The organism is Methylibium sp. Pch-M (assembly GCF_004136295.1).
In the GTDB taxonomy this organism is placed as follows: domain Bacteria; phylum Pseudomonadota; class Gammaproteobacteria; order Burkholderiales; family Burkholderiaceae_C; genus Methylibium; species Methylibium petroleiphilum.
Genome location: NZ_CP029606.1, coordinates 2,593,408 through 2,606,949, shown reverse-complemented (window position 1 = coordinate 2,606,949; position 13,542 = coordinate 2,593,408). Strand labels below are relative to the sequence as shown.

Sequence of the window (13,542 nt, the reverse complement as noted above, 5' to 3'; positions counted from 1 at the left end):
CGCACCGCGCCATGAACGCCGGCCTGCTGGACAACATCACCTGGCACACGCTGTCCGGGCCGCAGTCGCACTGGTCGGTCGGCGGCGACACGGCGCGGCGCTATGCGCCGGGCTTCTCGCCGATCGTTGGGTTCGCCGACCTGCAGCGCCCCGACTTCACCGCGCTGGCGCCGCACTGCGCCAGCGGTGAGCCCGTGTACTGCGCCGGCTGGTCCGGGCCGGCGCCGGCCGGTTGGCGCATCGAGGCCGAGTCCACCCTGCACCAGATGGTGTGGGACGGCCCGGCGCCGCCGCCGGCCGACGCCGACGAGCCGCCCGAGCCGGCGCTGCCGCCAGGCACCGCGCGGCTGGGTGCCGCGCACGTGCCGCGCATGCTGGCGCTGGTGGGGCTGACGCAGCCGGGGCCGTTCGGCCCGCGCACCGTGGAGCTCGGCGTGTACTACGGCTGCCTCGACGGCGAGCGGCTGCGCGCCATGGCCGGCGAGCGCATGGGCGCCGGCGGCTTCCGCGAGATCAGCGGCGTGTGCACGCATCCCGACGACCGCGGCCACGGCCTCGCCCACCGCCTGATGGCACGGCTGCTGCGGCAGCAGCTCGCGCGCGGCGAGCAGCCCTTCCTGCACGTGATGCACGACAACCGCGCCGCCAGCCGCGTCTACGAGCGCCTGGGCTTCCGGCTCCGCCGCGAGGTGGTGGTGCGGGTGCTGGCGCGCGCCGGTGCCTGAGCCGGGCCGCACGCAACCACCGCCGATGCCCGCCCACCCTCCCCGCTCCGCAAAGGACCCCCGCGTGCGACTCCTCCTGCTTCCCTTCCCTGGCGCCCGGGCCCTGGCCACCGCCTGCACCGTGCTGGCGGCCGCGGCGCCGCTGCCCGCCGCGGCGCAGTCGATGGCGCTCGACCCGCAGGCGATGGCGCGCTTCGATCTCGGCTATGCCAAGTGCGAGGCCCGCCTGCCCGCGATGCGCGGCCACCGCGACGACGCCTACCTCAGCCTGCGCCGGCTGCAGCTCGACGACGCGCGCCGCCGCCAGCTCGCCGCAGCACGCCGCAGCGCCGCCTACCAGGGCGAACTGCGGCGCGTGAAGACCGCCGAGGCGCAGGGCGTGGCGCCGGCGGCCTCGAGCCCGCTCGAGCACCAGTGCCAGGCGCTGTGGGCCGAGACGCAGCGCGTGATGCACCAACCGCGCCGCTGACCGACACCGTGACCGAAAGGACCGACGCATGACAGGAAGCCCTCTGACCCTGAGCGGACGGCGCGCACTGATCACCCAGGCCGATGCCTTCATGGGGCCCGCGCTGTGCGAGGTGTTCGCCGGGTATGGCGCAGACGTGATCGCCGACACCTCGCCGCTGGCCGACGCCGACGCGCCGGCGCGGGTGGTGGCCGCGGCCGGCGTGGTGGACCTGCTGGTGCTCAACCTGGCGATCCCGGCGCCGCGCACCAGCGCGGTGGCGTCGTCCGATGCCGAGTGGGCGGCGGTGTTCGGCGCGCTGGTCGACCCGCTGCCGCGGCTGCTGCGCGCGGTGCTGCCGCAGATGATCGCGCGGCGCGCGGGCCGGGTGGTGCTGATGGGCAGCGCCGCGGCGCTGCGCGGCATGAAGAACAGCTCGACCTACAGCGCCGCGCGCGGCGCGCAGCTGGCCTACGTGCAGGCGGTCGGTATCGAGGTGGCGCAGCACGGCGTGCGGGTGAACGCGATCGCGCAGAACTTCGTCGACAACCCGACCTACTTCCCGCCCGAGGTGCAGGCCGACCCGCGCTTCCAGGAGCGCCTGAAGCGCGAGGTGCCGCTGGGCCGCCTGGTCGGCGCGCGCGAGGACGCCGAGTTCGCCGCGTACCTGTGCAGCGAGCCGGCCGACTGCTTCGTGGGCCAGGTGTTCCCGGTGTGCGGCGGCTGGGTGCCGCGCTGAGGCCCTGAGGAGCGCGGCATGGCGGTCCGTGTGGTGAAACTGGGCAGCCCGCGCGGCGCGGGCGAGGGCCTGCGCATCGGCACCGTGCGGCGCCCGCCGCGCGGCGTGCCGCGCAGCGAGTTCGCATCGGGCAACTGGTACGACGTGTGGTTCCCGACGCTGGCGCCCAGTGCCGACACGGTGAAGCTCGGGCAGGCCGCCACGACGGCTGCCCAGTGGGCCGCGTTCGCCCGCCGCTACCGCAGCGAGATGGCGGCGCCCGAGGCGCGGCAGGCGATCGAGCTGCTCGCCGCGCTGTCGCGGCACAGCGATTTCTCGGTCGGCTGCTACTGCGAGCACGAGGCGCGCTGCCACCGCTCGGTGCTGCGCGCGCTGCTCGCGGAACATGGCGCCGCGCTGCACGACGACACAGGCTGAGCCCACCCGCCCGTCGAGCGCCCGCCGCGCCTCAGGCCATCGCGACTTTGGTGTAATGGCCGCGCGCCGGCAGCCCCGCCAGGCATCACCAGGAGACCTGCATGACCACCGCGTCCACCACCCTGAGAGATCTCGCCGGCCTCGGCCACCGCCCGGCCGCGCTGGGCGAGGCCGCGCTGATCATGATCGACTGCCAGAACACCTACCGGCAGGGCGTGATGCAGCTGACCGGCGTGGAAGAGGCGCTGCTCGAGGCGCGCAAGCTGCTGGAGATCGCCCGCGCGCGCAGGATGCCGATCTTCCATATCCAGCACGACGCCGGCGCCGGCTCGCCCTACGACGTGCGGGCCGAGATCGGCGCCATCTCGGCCGAGGTGGCACCGATCGCCGGCGAGCCGGTCATCACCAAGCATTACCCCAACGCCTTCGTGCAGACCGACCTCGACGAGCGACTCAAGGCGCTGGGCCTCCAGCAGATCGTGCTGGCCGGCTTCATGACGCACATGTGCATCAACTCCACCGCGCACGGCGGCTTCAACCTCGGCTACGCGCCGACGGTGGTGGCCAGCGCCACCGCGACGCGCGCGCTGCAGGGGCCGAACGGCAAGGTGCTGACGGCGCGCGAGGTGCACGACGGCGCGCTGGCGTCCACGCGCGACCTGTACGCGGCGGTGGTGGACTCGGTGGCCGACCTCGGCAGCTGAGTCCGCGCGGGGCGTCGCGGCACCGAAAGGAGGGCCTCACGGTGTTCACCTACGTCTGCCTCGGCAGCGCTGATCTGCCCCGCGCTGCGCGCTTCTACGACGCGACGATGACCACGCTGGGTCTGCAGCGCTGCGACACCCGCGACGAGCCCGACTGGGACGGCTGGATCGGCTGGGGCACCTACCAGGATCACGGCGCGAAGGAGATCGCGCTGTGGCTGTGCGAGCCCTACGACGGCCAGCCCGCCACGGTGGGCAACGGCACGATGGTGGCGTTGCAGGCTCGCAGCTGGGCCGAGGTGGACGCCTTCCACGCCGCGGCACTGGCGCACGGTGGCCGCTCGGAGGGCGCCCCGGGCCTGCGGCCGCAGTACAACGCCGACTTCTACGCGGCCTACGTGCGCGACCCCGACGGCCACAAGCTCGCCGTCGTCTGCCGCGGCCAGACCGCGCCAGGCACCGGAACGACAAGCGCATGACGACCCCAGCGCTGCGCATCGCCTTCGTCTCCGACATCCACGGCAACCTCGCCGCGCTCGAGGCGGTGGTGGCCGACATCGGGCGCCGCAGCGTGGACCGCACGGTCAACCTCGGCGACAGCCTGTCCGGGCCGCTGCTGCCGCGCGAGACGGCGCGCTTCCTGATGGCGCAGGACTGGCTGCAGTTGGCCGGCAACCACGAGCGCTACGTGCTCGGCGGCGGCGCGCTGCCACGCGAGCCCTCGGACGCCTATGCGCATGCGATGCTGGGCACGGCCGAACTCGACTGGCTGCGCACGCTGACGCACCGGCACGCGCTGGCCGACGACGACGCCTTCCTGTGCCACGGCACGCCGGCGCACGACGACGTCTACTTCTTCGAGACCGTGACGCCGCAGGGACTGCGTGCCGCGACGGCCGACGAGGTGGCGGCGCGCCTGGGCAAGGTGCGTGCGGCGCTGGTGTGCTGCGGGCACACCCACACGCCGCGCCTGCTGCGCAGCCGGCGCGGCCAGCTGCTGCTCAACCCCGGCAGCGTGGGCCTGCCGGCCTACGGCGATGCGCAGCCCTGGCCGCACGCCGTCGAGAACGGCGCGCCGGATGCGCGCTACGCGATCGCCGAGCGCGGCGCCGACGGCCGCTGGTCGGGCGAGCTGCTGGCCGTGCCCTACGACCACGAGGCGATGGCGGTGCTGGCGGAACGGCGCGAGCGGCCCGAATGGGCGCATGCGCTGCGCTGGGGCCGCCTGCCATGAACGGCCGTCCCGCTGACGAGGTCGCGTCGCGATGAAGACCTTCGCCGTGCTGGTGGCGCTGGCCGCCTGGGGCCACCTGCTGTTCTGGCGCCCGGCGCCGTGGGTGAGCTGGCTGCTGTTCATGGGCTTCCTCGTGCTCGGCAGCCTGTTCACGCTGGCGGGCGGCTTCAGCTACTGGTGGGACTCGGGGATGCGGCCCTCGCAGCGCAGCGCCGTGGTGCTGGTGTGCGGACTGCTCACGCTGGCGGCGCAGGCGGGCCGCCTGTTCAGGTCGCTCTCCGACGACGATCTCGCCTGAGGCCCGGCCGCGGCACCTCAGGCAGCGCCGCGCTTGAGCTTGCCGAGCGCCATCGCCGCGGCGGCGGTGCGCGTCTCGACGCCGAGCTTGGCGAACACGTGCTCCAGGTGCTTGTGCACGGTGCGCGGGCTGGTGCCGAGGATGTCGCCGATGTCGCGATTGGTCTTGCCCTGGGCCACCCAGTGCAGCACCTCGGCCTCGCGGCCGGTGAGCCGGAACGCGACCGCCAGGCCCTCGATGCTGGCGCGGTCGTTCGACTCGGTCAGCACCAGCAGCCACTCGTCCTCGCCGGTCGCCTCGTGCAGCGCGAAGCTCACGCGGCGGCCGTCGCGCGCCAGCACGATGGGGTAGCCGGCCTGCTCGGTGGCCGCCAGCACCGCCTGCGCCTGCATCCAGTCGAGCAGGGTCTCGCTGAGCACCGGGCCGCGGGTGCCGGCCTCGCGCGTGGCGTCCAGCGCCTGCAGCAGCTCGCGCGCCAGCGGCGTCTGCCACAGCACGCGGCCGTCGCCGGCGCGCACGGTGATGACGGCGTGGCCGAAGGCGTCGAGCGCGCTGCGCGCCTGGCGCGCCTGGCGCGCGCCGCGCACATGGGCGGCGATGCGCGCGATGACCTCGCGCGGGCGGATCGGCTTGGTCACGTAGTCCACGCCGCCGGCCTCGAACGCCGCCTCCACGTGTTCGGTCTCGGCCAGGCCGGTCATGAAGACGATGGGGATGTGCGCGGTGGCGGCGTCGCGCTTGAGCCGGCGCGCCACCTCGAAGCCGTCCATGCCGGGCATCAGCGCGTCGAGCAGCACCACGTCGGGCCGCGCGTGGGCAGCGCGCTCCAGCGCGGCCTCGCCGCTGGTGGCGACCAGCACGGTGTAGCCGGACTCGTCGAGCGCATCGTGCAGCACCGAGACGTTGTCCGGCACGTCGTCGACGATCAGCACCACGTCGCTGTTCTCGCCCAGGCGCATGCGCTCCGGCCCGCGCAGCACGTTGGGGTCGGCGGGAGAGTCAGGCGGCCGCGGCAGCATCTTCGGGTTCCTCGTCTCGGGGATTCAGCAGCGCACGGATGGCGTCGAAGCGGAACTGCTGGGCCAGCTCGCGCACCGGGCCCGTCCAGGCCGCGGCGGCCGGGTCCTCGGCCTCGATCGCGCTCAGCTCGCCGAGCAGGCCGCGCAGGTAGCCCAGCCGCGCCAGTTCGTCGAGCGCGGCACGGCGCGCCAGCGCGGCGACCGGCAGCGGACCGGCCGGCGTGGCGGGCGCCGGCGGGCCGGACGCCGCGGCATGGCGCGGTGGCGCATCGATCCATTCGAGCGCCAGACGCTGGCCCAGCCACTGCAGCAGGTCGGCCACGCGCACCGGCTTCACGAAGAAGTCGGCCGGCGTGACGCCGACGTCGTTGTCGAGCCCGCGGTCGAAGGCATTGGCCGAGACGATGGCCACCGGCGCCTCGCACAGGCCTTCCTCGCGCAGCTGGCGGATCGTGGCCCAGCCGTCCAGCCCCGGCATGGCCAGATCCATCAGGATGGCGTCGGGCGGCGGGCCGGTGCGCAGCAGGCGCAGGGCCGCCTCGCCGGAGGCCGCCTGGCGCACCGTGAAACCCAGCGGCTCCAGCACCGTGGCGAGCAGGCCGCGGTCGGCCTCCTCGTTGTCGACCACCAGCACGCTGCGGCGCGCGCCGGCATAGCCGATGCGGCGCGCCACGCGCACCGCGGGCGCCACCGTCGCCTCGCTGGCCTGCGGCAGGAACAGCCGGATCGCGAAAGCGGTGCCGCGGCCGGGCGTGCTGCGCACCGTCATCTCGCCGCCCATCAGGTCGGTCAGCATCTTCGCGATGGTGAGGCCGATGCCGGTGCCGGTGCCGTGCCCGCCGCCGGCCAGCGCGCCGCCGCGTTCGAAGGGTTCGAACACGCGCGCCAGCTCGTCGGGCGTCATGCCGGGGCCCGAGTCCTCGATCTCGAAGTGCGCGATCTCGCGCGCATAGCGCATGCGAAACACCACCTCGCCCTGCGCGGTGAACTTCACCGCATTGCCGAGCAGGTTGATGAGGATCTGGCGCAGCCGCTTCTCGTCGGCGCGCACCACGTCCGGGCCCTCGATCTCGTGGCGGAACACCAGGCCCTTGGCGCGCGCCTGCAGCTCGAACATGCGCGCGAGCTCCTGCACCGCCTCGCACAGCCGCAGCGGCCGCACCTCGAGCGCGAGCTTGCCGCTCTCGATGCGCGCCAGGTCCAGCGTGTCCTCGATCAGGCTGGCGAGGTGGTCGCCGCCGCGGCGGATCACGCGCACCGCCTGCGCGCGGTGCGGCGGCATCGCCTCGTCCTCCTCCAGCAGCTGCGCATAGCCGAGGATGCTGTTGAGCGGCGTGCGCAGCTCGTGGCTGATGGCGGTGATGTAGCGGCTCTTGGCGCGGTTGGCCTGCTCGGCCTGGTGCATGGCGCGCTCGGCCTGCAGCTTGGCCTCCTGCAGCTGCGCGTCGGTGCGGCGGTGCGACTCGATCTCGGTGCGCAGCGCGGCGGTCTGGCGGTTGGACTCCTCCTGCGCGACCTCGCGGCTCTTGTGCGTGAGCACCAGCCACCAGGCCACGGTCCCGGCGATCAGCAGCAGCGCGGCGAAGGCCTTCACGAAGCCCAGCTGCAGCGCACCGGCCACCGCCGGCGCGAGCGGCGCGCCGCTGGCGGCCAGCGTGCGCAGCTCCTGGTGGTAGAGCAGCGCGAACAGCCCGCCGAGCAGCGGCACCACGGTGAGCATCAGCAGCAGGTAGTGGCCCAGGCCGGTGTCGATGTAGGGCCACACCGCGCGCGGCAGCAGGCGTCGCAGCGCGGCCGACCACTGCGCGGCGAGCTTGGCCTCGGGCGGCTTGCACAGGTCGCCGCAGCGCGCGTCGAGCGTGCAGCACAGCGAGCAGATCGGCCCGCCGTAGGCCGGGCAGGAGGCGATGTCGTCGCGCTCGTACTCGCGCTCGCAGATGCAGCAGCGGCTGAGGCGCGGGTAGCGGCCGTCGTCGCCGGCCGCCAGCGGCTCGGGCTGGCGGGCGATGTAGTAGCGGCCCTTCGTGGCCCAGGCGATCAACGGCGCAGCGGTGAAGGCGGTGACCATCGCGATGGCCGCCGACCAGGCCTGCGCCATCGGGCCGAACAGGCCGATGTGCGCGGTGATCGACAGCAGCGAGGCGATGCCCATCGCGCCGACGCCGACCGGGTTGACGTCGTAGAGGTGGGCGCGGCGGAACTCGATGCCGGGCGGGCTCAGGCCCAGCGGCTTGTTGACCACCAGGTCGGCCACCACCGCCATCATCCACGCGATCGCGACATTGCTGTACAGGCCGAGCACGCTGCCGATGGCCTGGAAGACATTGAGCTCCATCAGCATCAGCGCGATCGCGGTGTTGAACACCATCCACACCACGCGGCCCGGGTGGCTGTGGGTGAGGCGCGCGAAGAAGTTGCTCCAGGCCAGCGAGCCGGCGTAGGCGTTGGTGACGTTGATCTTGAGCTGCGAGATCACCACGAACAGCGCGGTCGCCGCGACCGCCAGGCCGTAGTGCGGGAACACGTGCTCGTAGGCCGCGAGGTACATCTGGTTGGGATCGACCGCGCGGTCCAGCGGCACCATGTGGCTGATGGCCAGCCACGCCAGCAGCGTGCCGCCCAGCATCTTCAGCACGCCCGGCAGCACCCAGCCCGGCCCGCCGACCAGCACGCCCAGCCACCAGCGGCCGCGCTGGCCGGCGCGCTTCTCCGGCATGAAGCGCAGGTAGTCGGCCTGCTCGCCCATCTGCGTGATCAGTGCGATGCCCACCGTGGTAGCCGCCCCGAAGTGCAGCCACGAGAAGCCGGCCACCCCCTTCTCGCCGCCGTACGCGAACAGGCCGTCGACGACGCCCGGGTTCTCCATGAACACGTAGACGTAGGGCGCGACCAGCATCGCCAGCCACAGCGGCTGGGTCCAGACCTGCAGCCGGCTGATGGCGGTGACGCCGTGGGTCACCAGCGGGATGACGACCACCGCGCAGATCAGGTAGCCCCAGGCCGGCGGGATGTCGAAGGCGAGCTCCAGCGCATAGGCCATCACCGCCGCCTCGAGCGCGAAGAAGATGAAGGTGAAGCTGGCGTAGATCAGCGAGGTGAGCGTGGAGCCGATGTAGCCGAAGCCGGCGCCGCGCGTCAGCAAGTCCATGTCGACGCCGTGGCGCGCCGCGTAGACGCTGACCGGCAGCCCGGCCAGGAAGATCACCAGCCCGGTCACCAGGATCGCGAGCGCCGCGTTGACGAAGCCGTGCTGGACCAGCAGCGTGGCACCCACCGCCTCCAGCACCAGGAAGGACGCGGCGCCGCCGATGGCGGTGTTGGCCACCCGCCAGGCCGACCACTTGCGGAACGCGCGCGGCGTGAAGCGCAGCGCGTAGTCCTCCATGGTCTCGCGCGCGACCCAGCTGTTGTAGTCGCGGCGCAGCTTGATCACGCGCTGCACCGGGGCGGCGGGCGGCGTGTCGGCAGCAGGCGGCAGGGCGGCGGGGTGGGGCGGCATGGGCAGCAGGGTTGTACCTCACCGATCAAGAACCGCACCAGCCGGCCCGGGCGCCGGTGCACTAGCATGGCATCCATCCTGCTCACAGCGCCCCGCCATGGACCTGACGCCCCGCGAGAAAGACAAGCTGCTGATCTTCACCGCCGCGCTGCTGGCCGAACGGCGCCGGGCCCGGGGCCTGAAGCTCAACCACCCGGAGGCGGTGGCCCTGATCAGCGCCGCGATCCTGGAAGGCGCCCGCGACGGGCAGAGCGTGGCCCAGCTGATGAGCGCCGGCCAGCAGGTGCTGACCCGCGCCGACGTGATGGACGGCGTGCCCGAAATGATCCCCGACATCCAGGTCGAGGCGACCTTCCCCGACGGCACCAAATTGGTGACCGTGCACCAACCCATTGCATGAGGTGGCCGTCATGATCCCCGGAGAACTCCTGCCGGCCGACGGCCCCGACCACGCGCTGAACCCCGCGCGGCGCACGTTGACGCTGGTGATCGAGAACGGCGGCGACCGGCCGATCCAGGTCGGCTCGCACTACCACTTCGCCGAGACCAACGGCGCGCTGCGCTTCGACCGCGCCGCCGCCCAGGGCATGCGGCTCAACATCGCCTCGGGCACCGCGGTGCGCTTCGAGCCCGGCCAGCAGCGCACCGTCGAGCTGGTCGACTACGCCGGCGACCGCCAGGTCTACGGCTTCCGCGGTCTCGTGCAGGGGAGCCTCTGACATGGCCACGATCGGACGCCGCGCCTATGCGGAGATGTACGGACCGACGGTGGGCGACCGCGTGCGGCTCGCCGACACCGAACTCGTCATCGAGGTCGAGGCCGACTACACGCTGCGCGCCGGCGGCTATGGCGAGGAAGTGAAGTTCGGCGGCGGCAAGGTCATCCGCGACGGCATGGGCCAGAGCCAGCGGCCCAACGGCCCCGGGCCGTACGACGCGGTGGACTGCGTGGTGACCAATGCGCTGATCCTCGACCACTGGGGCATCGTCAAGGCCGACATCGGCCTCCGCGGCCAGCGCATCGCCGCGATCGGCAAGGCCGGCAACCCCGACGTGCAGCCGGGCGTGGACATCGTCATCGGCCCGGGCACCGAGGTGATCGCCGGCGAGGGAATGATCGTGACGGCCGGCGGCATCGACTGCCACATCCACTTCATCTGCCCGCAGCAGATCGAGGAGGCGCTCTCCAGCGGCGTGACCACCATGCTCGGCGGCGGCACCGGGCCGGCCACCGGCACCTTCGCGACCACCTGCACGCCGGGGCCGGAGAACATCGCCAACATGCTGCGGGCGGCCGACGCCTTCCCGATGAATCTGGGCTTCTTCGGCAAGGGCAACGCGAGCCGCCCGGAGGCGCTGCGCCAGCAGGTCGAGGCCGGCGTGATCGGCCTGAAGCTGCACGAGGACTGGGGCACCACGCCGTCGGCGATCGACTGCTGCCTGTCGGTGGCCGACGAGGGCGACGTGCAGGTCGCGATCCACAGCGACACGCTGAACGAGTCGGGCTTCGTCGAGGACACCGTCGCGGCGACGAAGGGCCGCACGCTGTGCGCCTTCCACACCGAGGGCGCCGGCGGCGGCCACGCGCCGGACATCCTGCGCGTGGTGGGCGAGGCGAACTTCCTGCCCTCCTCCACCAACCCGACCATGCCCTACACCATCAACACGCTCGACGAGCACGTCGACATGCTGATGGTCTGCCACCACCTCGACGCGGCGATCGCCGAGGACCTGGCCTTCGCCGAGAGCCGCATCCGCCGCGAGACCATCGCGGCCGAGGACATCCTGCACGACCTGGGCGCGATCAGCATGTTCAGCTCCGACTCGCAGGCCATGGGCCGCGTCGGCGAGGTGGTGCTGCGCTGCTGGCAGACCGCGCACAAGATGAAGCTGCAGCGCGGCAAGCTGCCGGGCGACCCGGAGCGCCACGACAACGCGCGCGCCAAGCGCTACGTGGCCAAGTACACGATCAACCCGGCCATCGCGCACGGCATCAGCCACGAGGTCGGCAGCATCGAGGTCGGCAAGTGGGCCGACCTGGTGTTCTGGCGCCCCGCCTTCTTCGGCGTGAAGCCCTCGCTGGTGATGAAGGGCGGCTTCATCGCGTCGGCGCTGATGGGCGACGCCAACGCCAGCATCCCGACGCCGCAGCCGGTGCACTACCGGCCGATGTTCGGTGCCTTCGGCGGTGCGCTCGCGCGCGGTTCGCTCAGCTTCGTGAGCCAGGCGGCGCTGGCCTCGGAGGTGGGCAGCGTGTACGGCCTGCGCAAGCCGCTGTCGGCGGCCCGGCAGTGCCGCACGGTGCGCAAGGGCGACATGGTGCACAACGCCTATCTGCCGAAGATGGAGGTCGACGCCCAGACCTACCAGGTGCGCGCCGACGGCCAGCTGCTGAGCTGCGAGCCGGCCACCGCGCTGCCGATGACGCAGCGCTACTTCCTGTTCTGAGGCGGCTGCGCGCGCGCCGTGAGCGCGCTGCAGTCGCGGTCCTCGCCGGGGCCGGTCTCGATCAGCGGCAGGAGCGCGGCCAGCGGGTTCACCAGGCCGAGCAGGAGGGCGCCGCCGCCGCGCGCCAGCAGCCGCGCCTTGTCGGGCGAGACCTGCGGCTGCGCGAACGGCCCCTTCACGTCGAACGGCACGCGTGCGCTCAAGGGGCTCAGGTCCTTGGCCGTCGGCGTCACGCGCAGGTCGAGCTGCTCGTTGGCGAAGTCGGCGCGGCCGCGCGCCTCGATCACTGTGTCGACGGTGTCGAACACCGCGGCGCGCGTGCTCATCTGCCCGCGCTGGAAGCCGACGTCGACCAGCGCGCAGCGCACCTCGACGGCGCGGTCGCCGCGCACCAGGAATTTCAGCGATTCGTAGGCGTCGAGGTCCAGCAGTTCGAGCAGCAGGTTGCTGACCTGCCCGCGCCCCATCGCGAGCTGGGCCTCGCCGTCGGCGCTGCCCAGCATCCGGGCGAACGACGGGCCCTGGCCGGCGAGCGCGAGGCGACCGTTGATCGCGCCCAGCGCACTCTTCGTGCTGCGCAGCTGCGGCAGCAGCGTGTCGAGCTGCAGGCGGCGCAGCTTCAGGTCGAGCCGGGCGGCCATCGGTTGCGCGCGGCCGTCGAGGTGCAGCTCGCCTTCGAGCCGGCCGCCGCCGAGCTGCAGCAGCAGCGGCGAAAGCGTGAGGCGGCGATCGTCCATCTTCACGCGGAAGTCCAGCCTGCCGATCGGGAAGCGGCCGAGGTTGCGCACCTCCTGGCCGACGAAGTGCACGTCGGCATCGAGCGTGCCCCACTTGTCGGCGTCCAGGCGCTGCTGCGGCAGCACGCGGCGCGCGCCGTCGGCCGCTGCGGGGGCCGCCGCGCCCGTTCGCCCGGCGCCGCTGCGGCGCGCCTGGCCGATCACCGGGCCGAAGTCAGCCAGGTCGAGCGAGCTCGACACCAGCTCGCCGCTCAGCAGCGGCCGCGGCGCGCGGCGCTCGTAGGCCACGCGGCCGCCGAGGTCGCTGCGGCCGACGACGGCGCTGAAGTCTTCATAGGTCCAGCGCACGCCGTCGAAGCGCAGCCGCCCTTCGGTCTTGTAGGGCGGCGTGTCGGGCAGCCCGACGCCGGCGATGCGGTGCCACTCGCCGAGCGAGCCGCCGGCGAGCTTCAGGCGCAGGTCGGCACGCTCGGGCTCGCGCGGCCGCAGCACGCTGCCGCTCGCGGCGATCGAGGTGCTGCCGATGCGGCCGTCGAGCTCGAAGGCATAGGGCCGGTCGTCGTTGCGCAGCTGCAGCACCTCGTCGCCCTCAGCGTGCGCCTGCACCGGCAGGTCGTTCCAGCGCCCGCTGGCCTCCGCCTGCAGGCGCGGGCGCCCGTCGTCGACCCGGGTCTGCACCGCGAAGCGCAGCTCGGCGCGCCGCGCGGTTTCGGCATAGGTGACGACGCCGCGGTCCAGCGCCACGCTGCCGAGGTACAGGGTGCGCTTCCCGTCGTTCTGCGCGCGCTCCAGCCGCCAGCTGCGGCGGCCGTCCGGCGCGCGCTCCAGCCACAGGTCGGGCTGCTCGGCGCGCACCTGGGGCAGCACGATGCGCCCGCGCAGCAGCGGCCACAGCGCCACCTCGAGCTCGACGCGGCGCGCCTGCAGGAAATCGGCGCGCCCGGCCCAGGCCGGGTTGCCGATCCGCACGCCCTCGGCCGTGAGCCGCCCGTGGCGACCGAAGCGCCACCACAGGTCGCCGTCGATCACCAGCGTGCGTCCGGTGGCCGCCTGCACCCGCTCGCCGATCCAGCCGCGCAGCGGGTTGAGCTTCCAGGGCAGGACCCACGCCACCGCGAGCCCGACCGCCAGCGTGAGCAACGCGATCGCCAGGCGGCGCAACAGGGGCGGGAAACGGGTCGGCATGGGGTCTCGGCGGGGCGCGGTCCGGCGGGCGGAACGCGAAGTCCGAGCGTGACGCGCCGGGCCGGCCGCGGCCATCGGCCGGCGGCGGG

General features: G+C 73.3%; 14 protein-coding genes. 11 read left to right on the top strand and 3 right to left on the bottom strand.

The window, feature by feature from the left end; translation table 11 throughout:
- Positions 1 to 11 precede the first annotated feature (11 nt).
- From C1M51_RS12600 to C1M51_RS12565, 8 genes are all read left to right on the top strand, one after another.
- Positions 12 to 725, top strand: a complete 714-nt coding sequence (locus C1M51_RS12600; protein WP_129450232.1) for a GNAT family N-acetyltransferase — start codon at positions 12 to 14, stop codon at positions 723 to 725.
- Between the two features lie 64 nt (positions 726 to 789).
- Complete coding sequence (locus C1M51_RS12595; RefSeq protein ID WP_129450230.1) at positions 790 to 1,194, top strand: hypothetical protein; 405 nt, start codon at positions 790 to 792, stop codon at positions 1,192 to 1,194.
- Between the two features lie 28 nt (positions 1,195 to 1,222).
- On the top strand, positions 1,223 to 1,912 hold the full coding sequence (locus C1M51_RS12590; RefSeq protein WP_129450228.1) for an SDR family oxidoreductase: 690 nt from the start codon (positions 1,223 to 1,225) through the stop codon (positions 1,910 to 1,912).
- Between the two features lie 18 nt (positions 1,913 to 1,930).
- A complete protein-coding gene (locus C1M51_RS12585; RefSeq protein WP_129450226.1) occupies positions 1,931 to 2,329 on the top strand; it encodes a DUF488 domain-containing protein in 399 nt (132 codons plus the stop codon).
- A gap of 101 nt (positions 2,330 to 2,430) precedes the next feature.
- Entirely contained in the window at positions 2,431 to 3,033 is a 603-nt protein-coding gene (locus C1M51_RS12580) for a cysteine hydrolase family protein (protein ID WP_129450224.1), read from the top strand.
- Positions 3,034 to 3,074: 41 nt separating this feature from the next.
- Positions 3,075 to 3,512 (top strand): VOC family protein, encoded by a 438-nt coding sequence (locus tag C1M51_RS12575; RefSeq protein WP_129450222.1) that lies wholly within the window; start codon positions 3,075 to 3,077, stop codon positions 3,510 to 3,512.
- Complete coding sequence (locus C1M51_RS12570; RefSeq protein ID WP_129450220.1) at positions 3,509 to 4,267, top strand: metallophosphoesterase; 759 nt, start codon at positions 3,509 to 3,511, stop codon at positions 4,265 to 4,267. The genes C1M51_RS12575 and C1M51_RS12570 overlap by 4 nt, the downstream gene beginning before the upstream one ends.
- A 31-nt stretch (positions 4,268 to 4,298) precedes the next feature.
- A complete protein-coding gene (locus tag C1M51_RS12565; protein WP_129450218.1) occupies positions 4,299 to 4,565 on the top strand; it encodes a hypothetical protein in 267 nt (88 codons plus the stop codon).
- A 17-nt stretch (positions 4,566 to 4,582) separates the two neighbouring features.
- Here the strand turns inward: C1M51_RS12565 and C1M51_RS12560 are convergent, their stop codons facing one another.
- Positions 4,583 to 5,584: a response regulator gene (locus C1M51_RS12560; protein WP_409072608.1), complete on the bottom strand. Its 1,002-nt coding sequence runs from the start codon at positions 5,582 to 5,584 to the stop codon at positions 4,583 to 4,585.
- Positions 5,565 to 9,083 (bottom strand): ATP-binding protein, encoded by a 3,519-nt coding sequence (locus C1M51_RS12555; protein ID WP_129450216.1) that lies wholly within the window; start codon positions 9,081 to 9,083, stop codon positions 5,565 to 5,567. Before C1M51_RS12555 ends, C1M51_RS12560 begins: the two co-directional genes overlap by 20 nt.
- A 97-nt stretch (positions 9,084 to 9,180) precedes the next feature.
- Between C1M51_RS12555 and C1M51_RS12550 the strand changes: the two genes are divergently transcribed.
- Genes C1M51_RS12550 through ureC form a run of 3 tightly spaced genes read left to right on the top strand, consistent with a single transcriptional unit; the run spans position 9,181 to position 11,531 of the window.
- Positions 9,181 to 9,483: an urease subunit gamma gene (locus C1M51_RS12550; protein WP_129450214.1), complete on the top strand. Its 303-nt coding sequence runs from the start codon at positions 9,181 to 9,183 to the stop codon at positions 9,481 to 9,483.
- A gap of 10 nt (positions 9,484 to 9,493) precedes the next feature.
- Positions 9,494 to 9,802 carry an urease subunit beta gene (locus C1M51_RS12545; protein ID WP_129450212.1) on the top strand — a complete coding sequence of 103 codons (309 nt, stop codon included), beginning with the start codon at positions 9,494 to 9,496 and terminating at the stop codon, positions 9,800 to 9,802.
- Position 9,803: 1 nt separating this feature from the next.
- Positions 9,804 to 11,531 (top strand): urease subunit alpha, encoded by a 1,728-nt coding sequence (ureC, locus tag C1M51_RS12540; protein ID WP_129450210.1) that lies wholly within the window; start codon positions 9,804 to 9,806, stop codon positions 11,529 to 11,531.
- Here ureC and C1M51_RS12535 read toward each other — a convergent pair.
- A complete protein-coding gene (locus C1M51_RS12535; protein WP_165349683.1) occupies positions 11,516 to 13,453 on the bottom strand; it encodes an AsmA family protein in 1,938 nt (645 codons plus the stop codon). The two genes, ureC and C1M51_RS12535, sit on opposite strands and share 16 nt — an antisense overlap.
- Between the last annotated feature and the right edge of the window lie 89 nt (positions 13,454 to 13,542).

Excerpts from the sequence above, each read along its gene's own strand:
- C1M51_RS12565 (WP_129450218.1), top strand. The coding sequence starts at position 4,299 with ATGAAGACCTTCGCCGTGCTGGTGGCGCTGGCCGCCTGGGGCCACCTG.
- C1M51_RS12535 (WP_165349683.1), bottom strand. The coding sequence starts at position 13,453 with ATGCCGACCCGTTTCCCGCCCCTGTTGCGCCGCCTGGCGATCGCGTTG.
- C1M51_RS12570 (WP_129450220.1), top strand. The coding sequence starts at position 3,509 with ATGACGACCCCAGCGCTGCGCATCGCCTTCGTCTCCGACATCCACGGC.
- C1M51_RS12590 (WP_129450228.1), top strand. The coding sequence starts at position 1,223 with ATGACAGGAAGCCCTCTGACCCTGAGCGGACGGCGCGCACTGATCACC.
- C1M51_RS12555 (WP_129450216.1), bottom strand. The coding sequence starts at position 9,083 with ATGCCGCCCCACCCCGCCGCCCTGCCGCCTGCTGCCGACACGCCGCCC.
- ureC (WP_129450210.1), top strand. The coding sequence starts at position 9,804 with ATGGCCACGATCGGACGCCGCGCCTATGCGGAGATGTACGGACCGACG.
- C1M51_RS12560 (WP_409072608.1), bottom strand. The coding sequence starts at position 5,584 with ATGCTGCCGCGGCCGCCTGACTCTCCCGCCGACCCCAACGTGCTGCGC.
- C1M51_RS12550 (WP_129450214.1), top strand. The coding sequence starts at position 9,181 with ATGGACCTGACGCCCCGCGAGAAAGACAAGCTGCTGATCTTCACCGCC.
- C1M51_RS12580 (WP_129450224.1), top strand. The coding sequence starts at position 2,431 with ATGACCACCGCGTCCACCACCCTGAGAGATCTCGCCGGCCTCGGCCAC.
- C1M51_RS12585 (WP_129450226.1), top strand. The coding sequence starts at position 1,931 with ATGGCGGTCCGTGTGGTGAAACTGGGCAGCCCGCGCGGCGCGGGCGAG.
- C1M51_RS12600 (WP_129450232.1), top strand. The coding sequence starts at position 12 with ATGAACGCCGGCCTGCTGGACAACATCACCTGGCACACGCTGTCCGGG.
- C1M51_RS12545 (WP_129450212.1), top strand. The coding sequence starts at position 9,494 with ATGATCCCCGGAGAACTCCTGCCGGCCGACGGCCCCGACCACGCGCTG.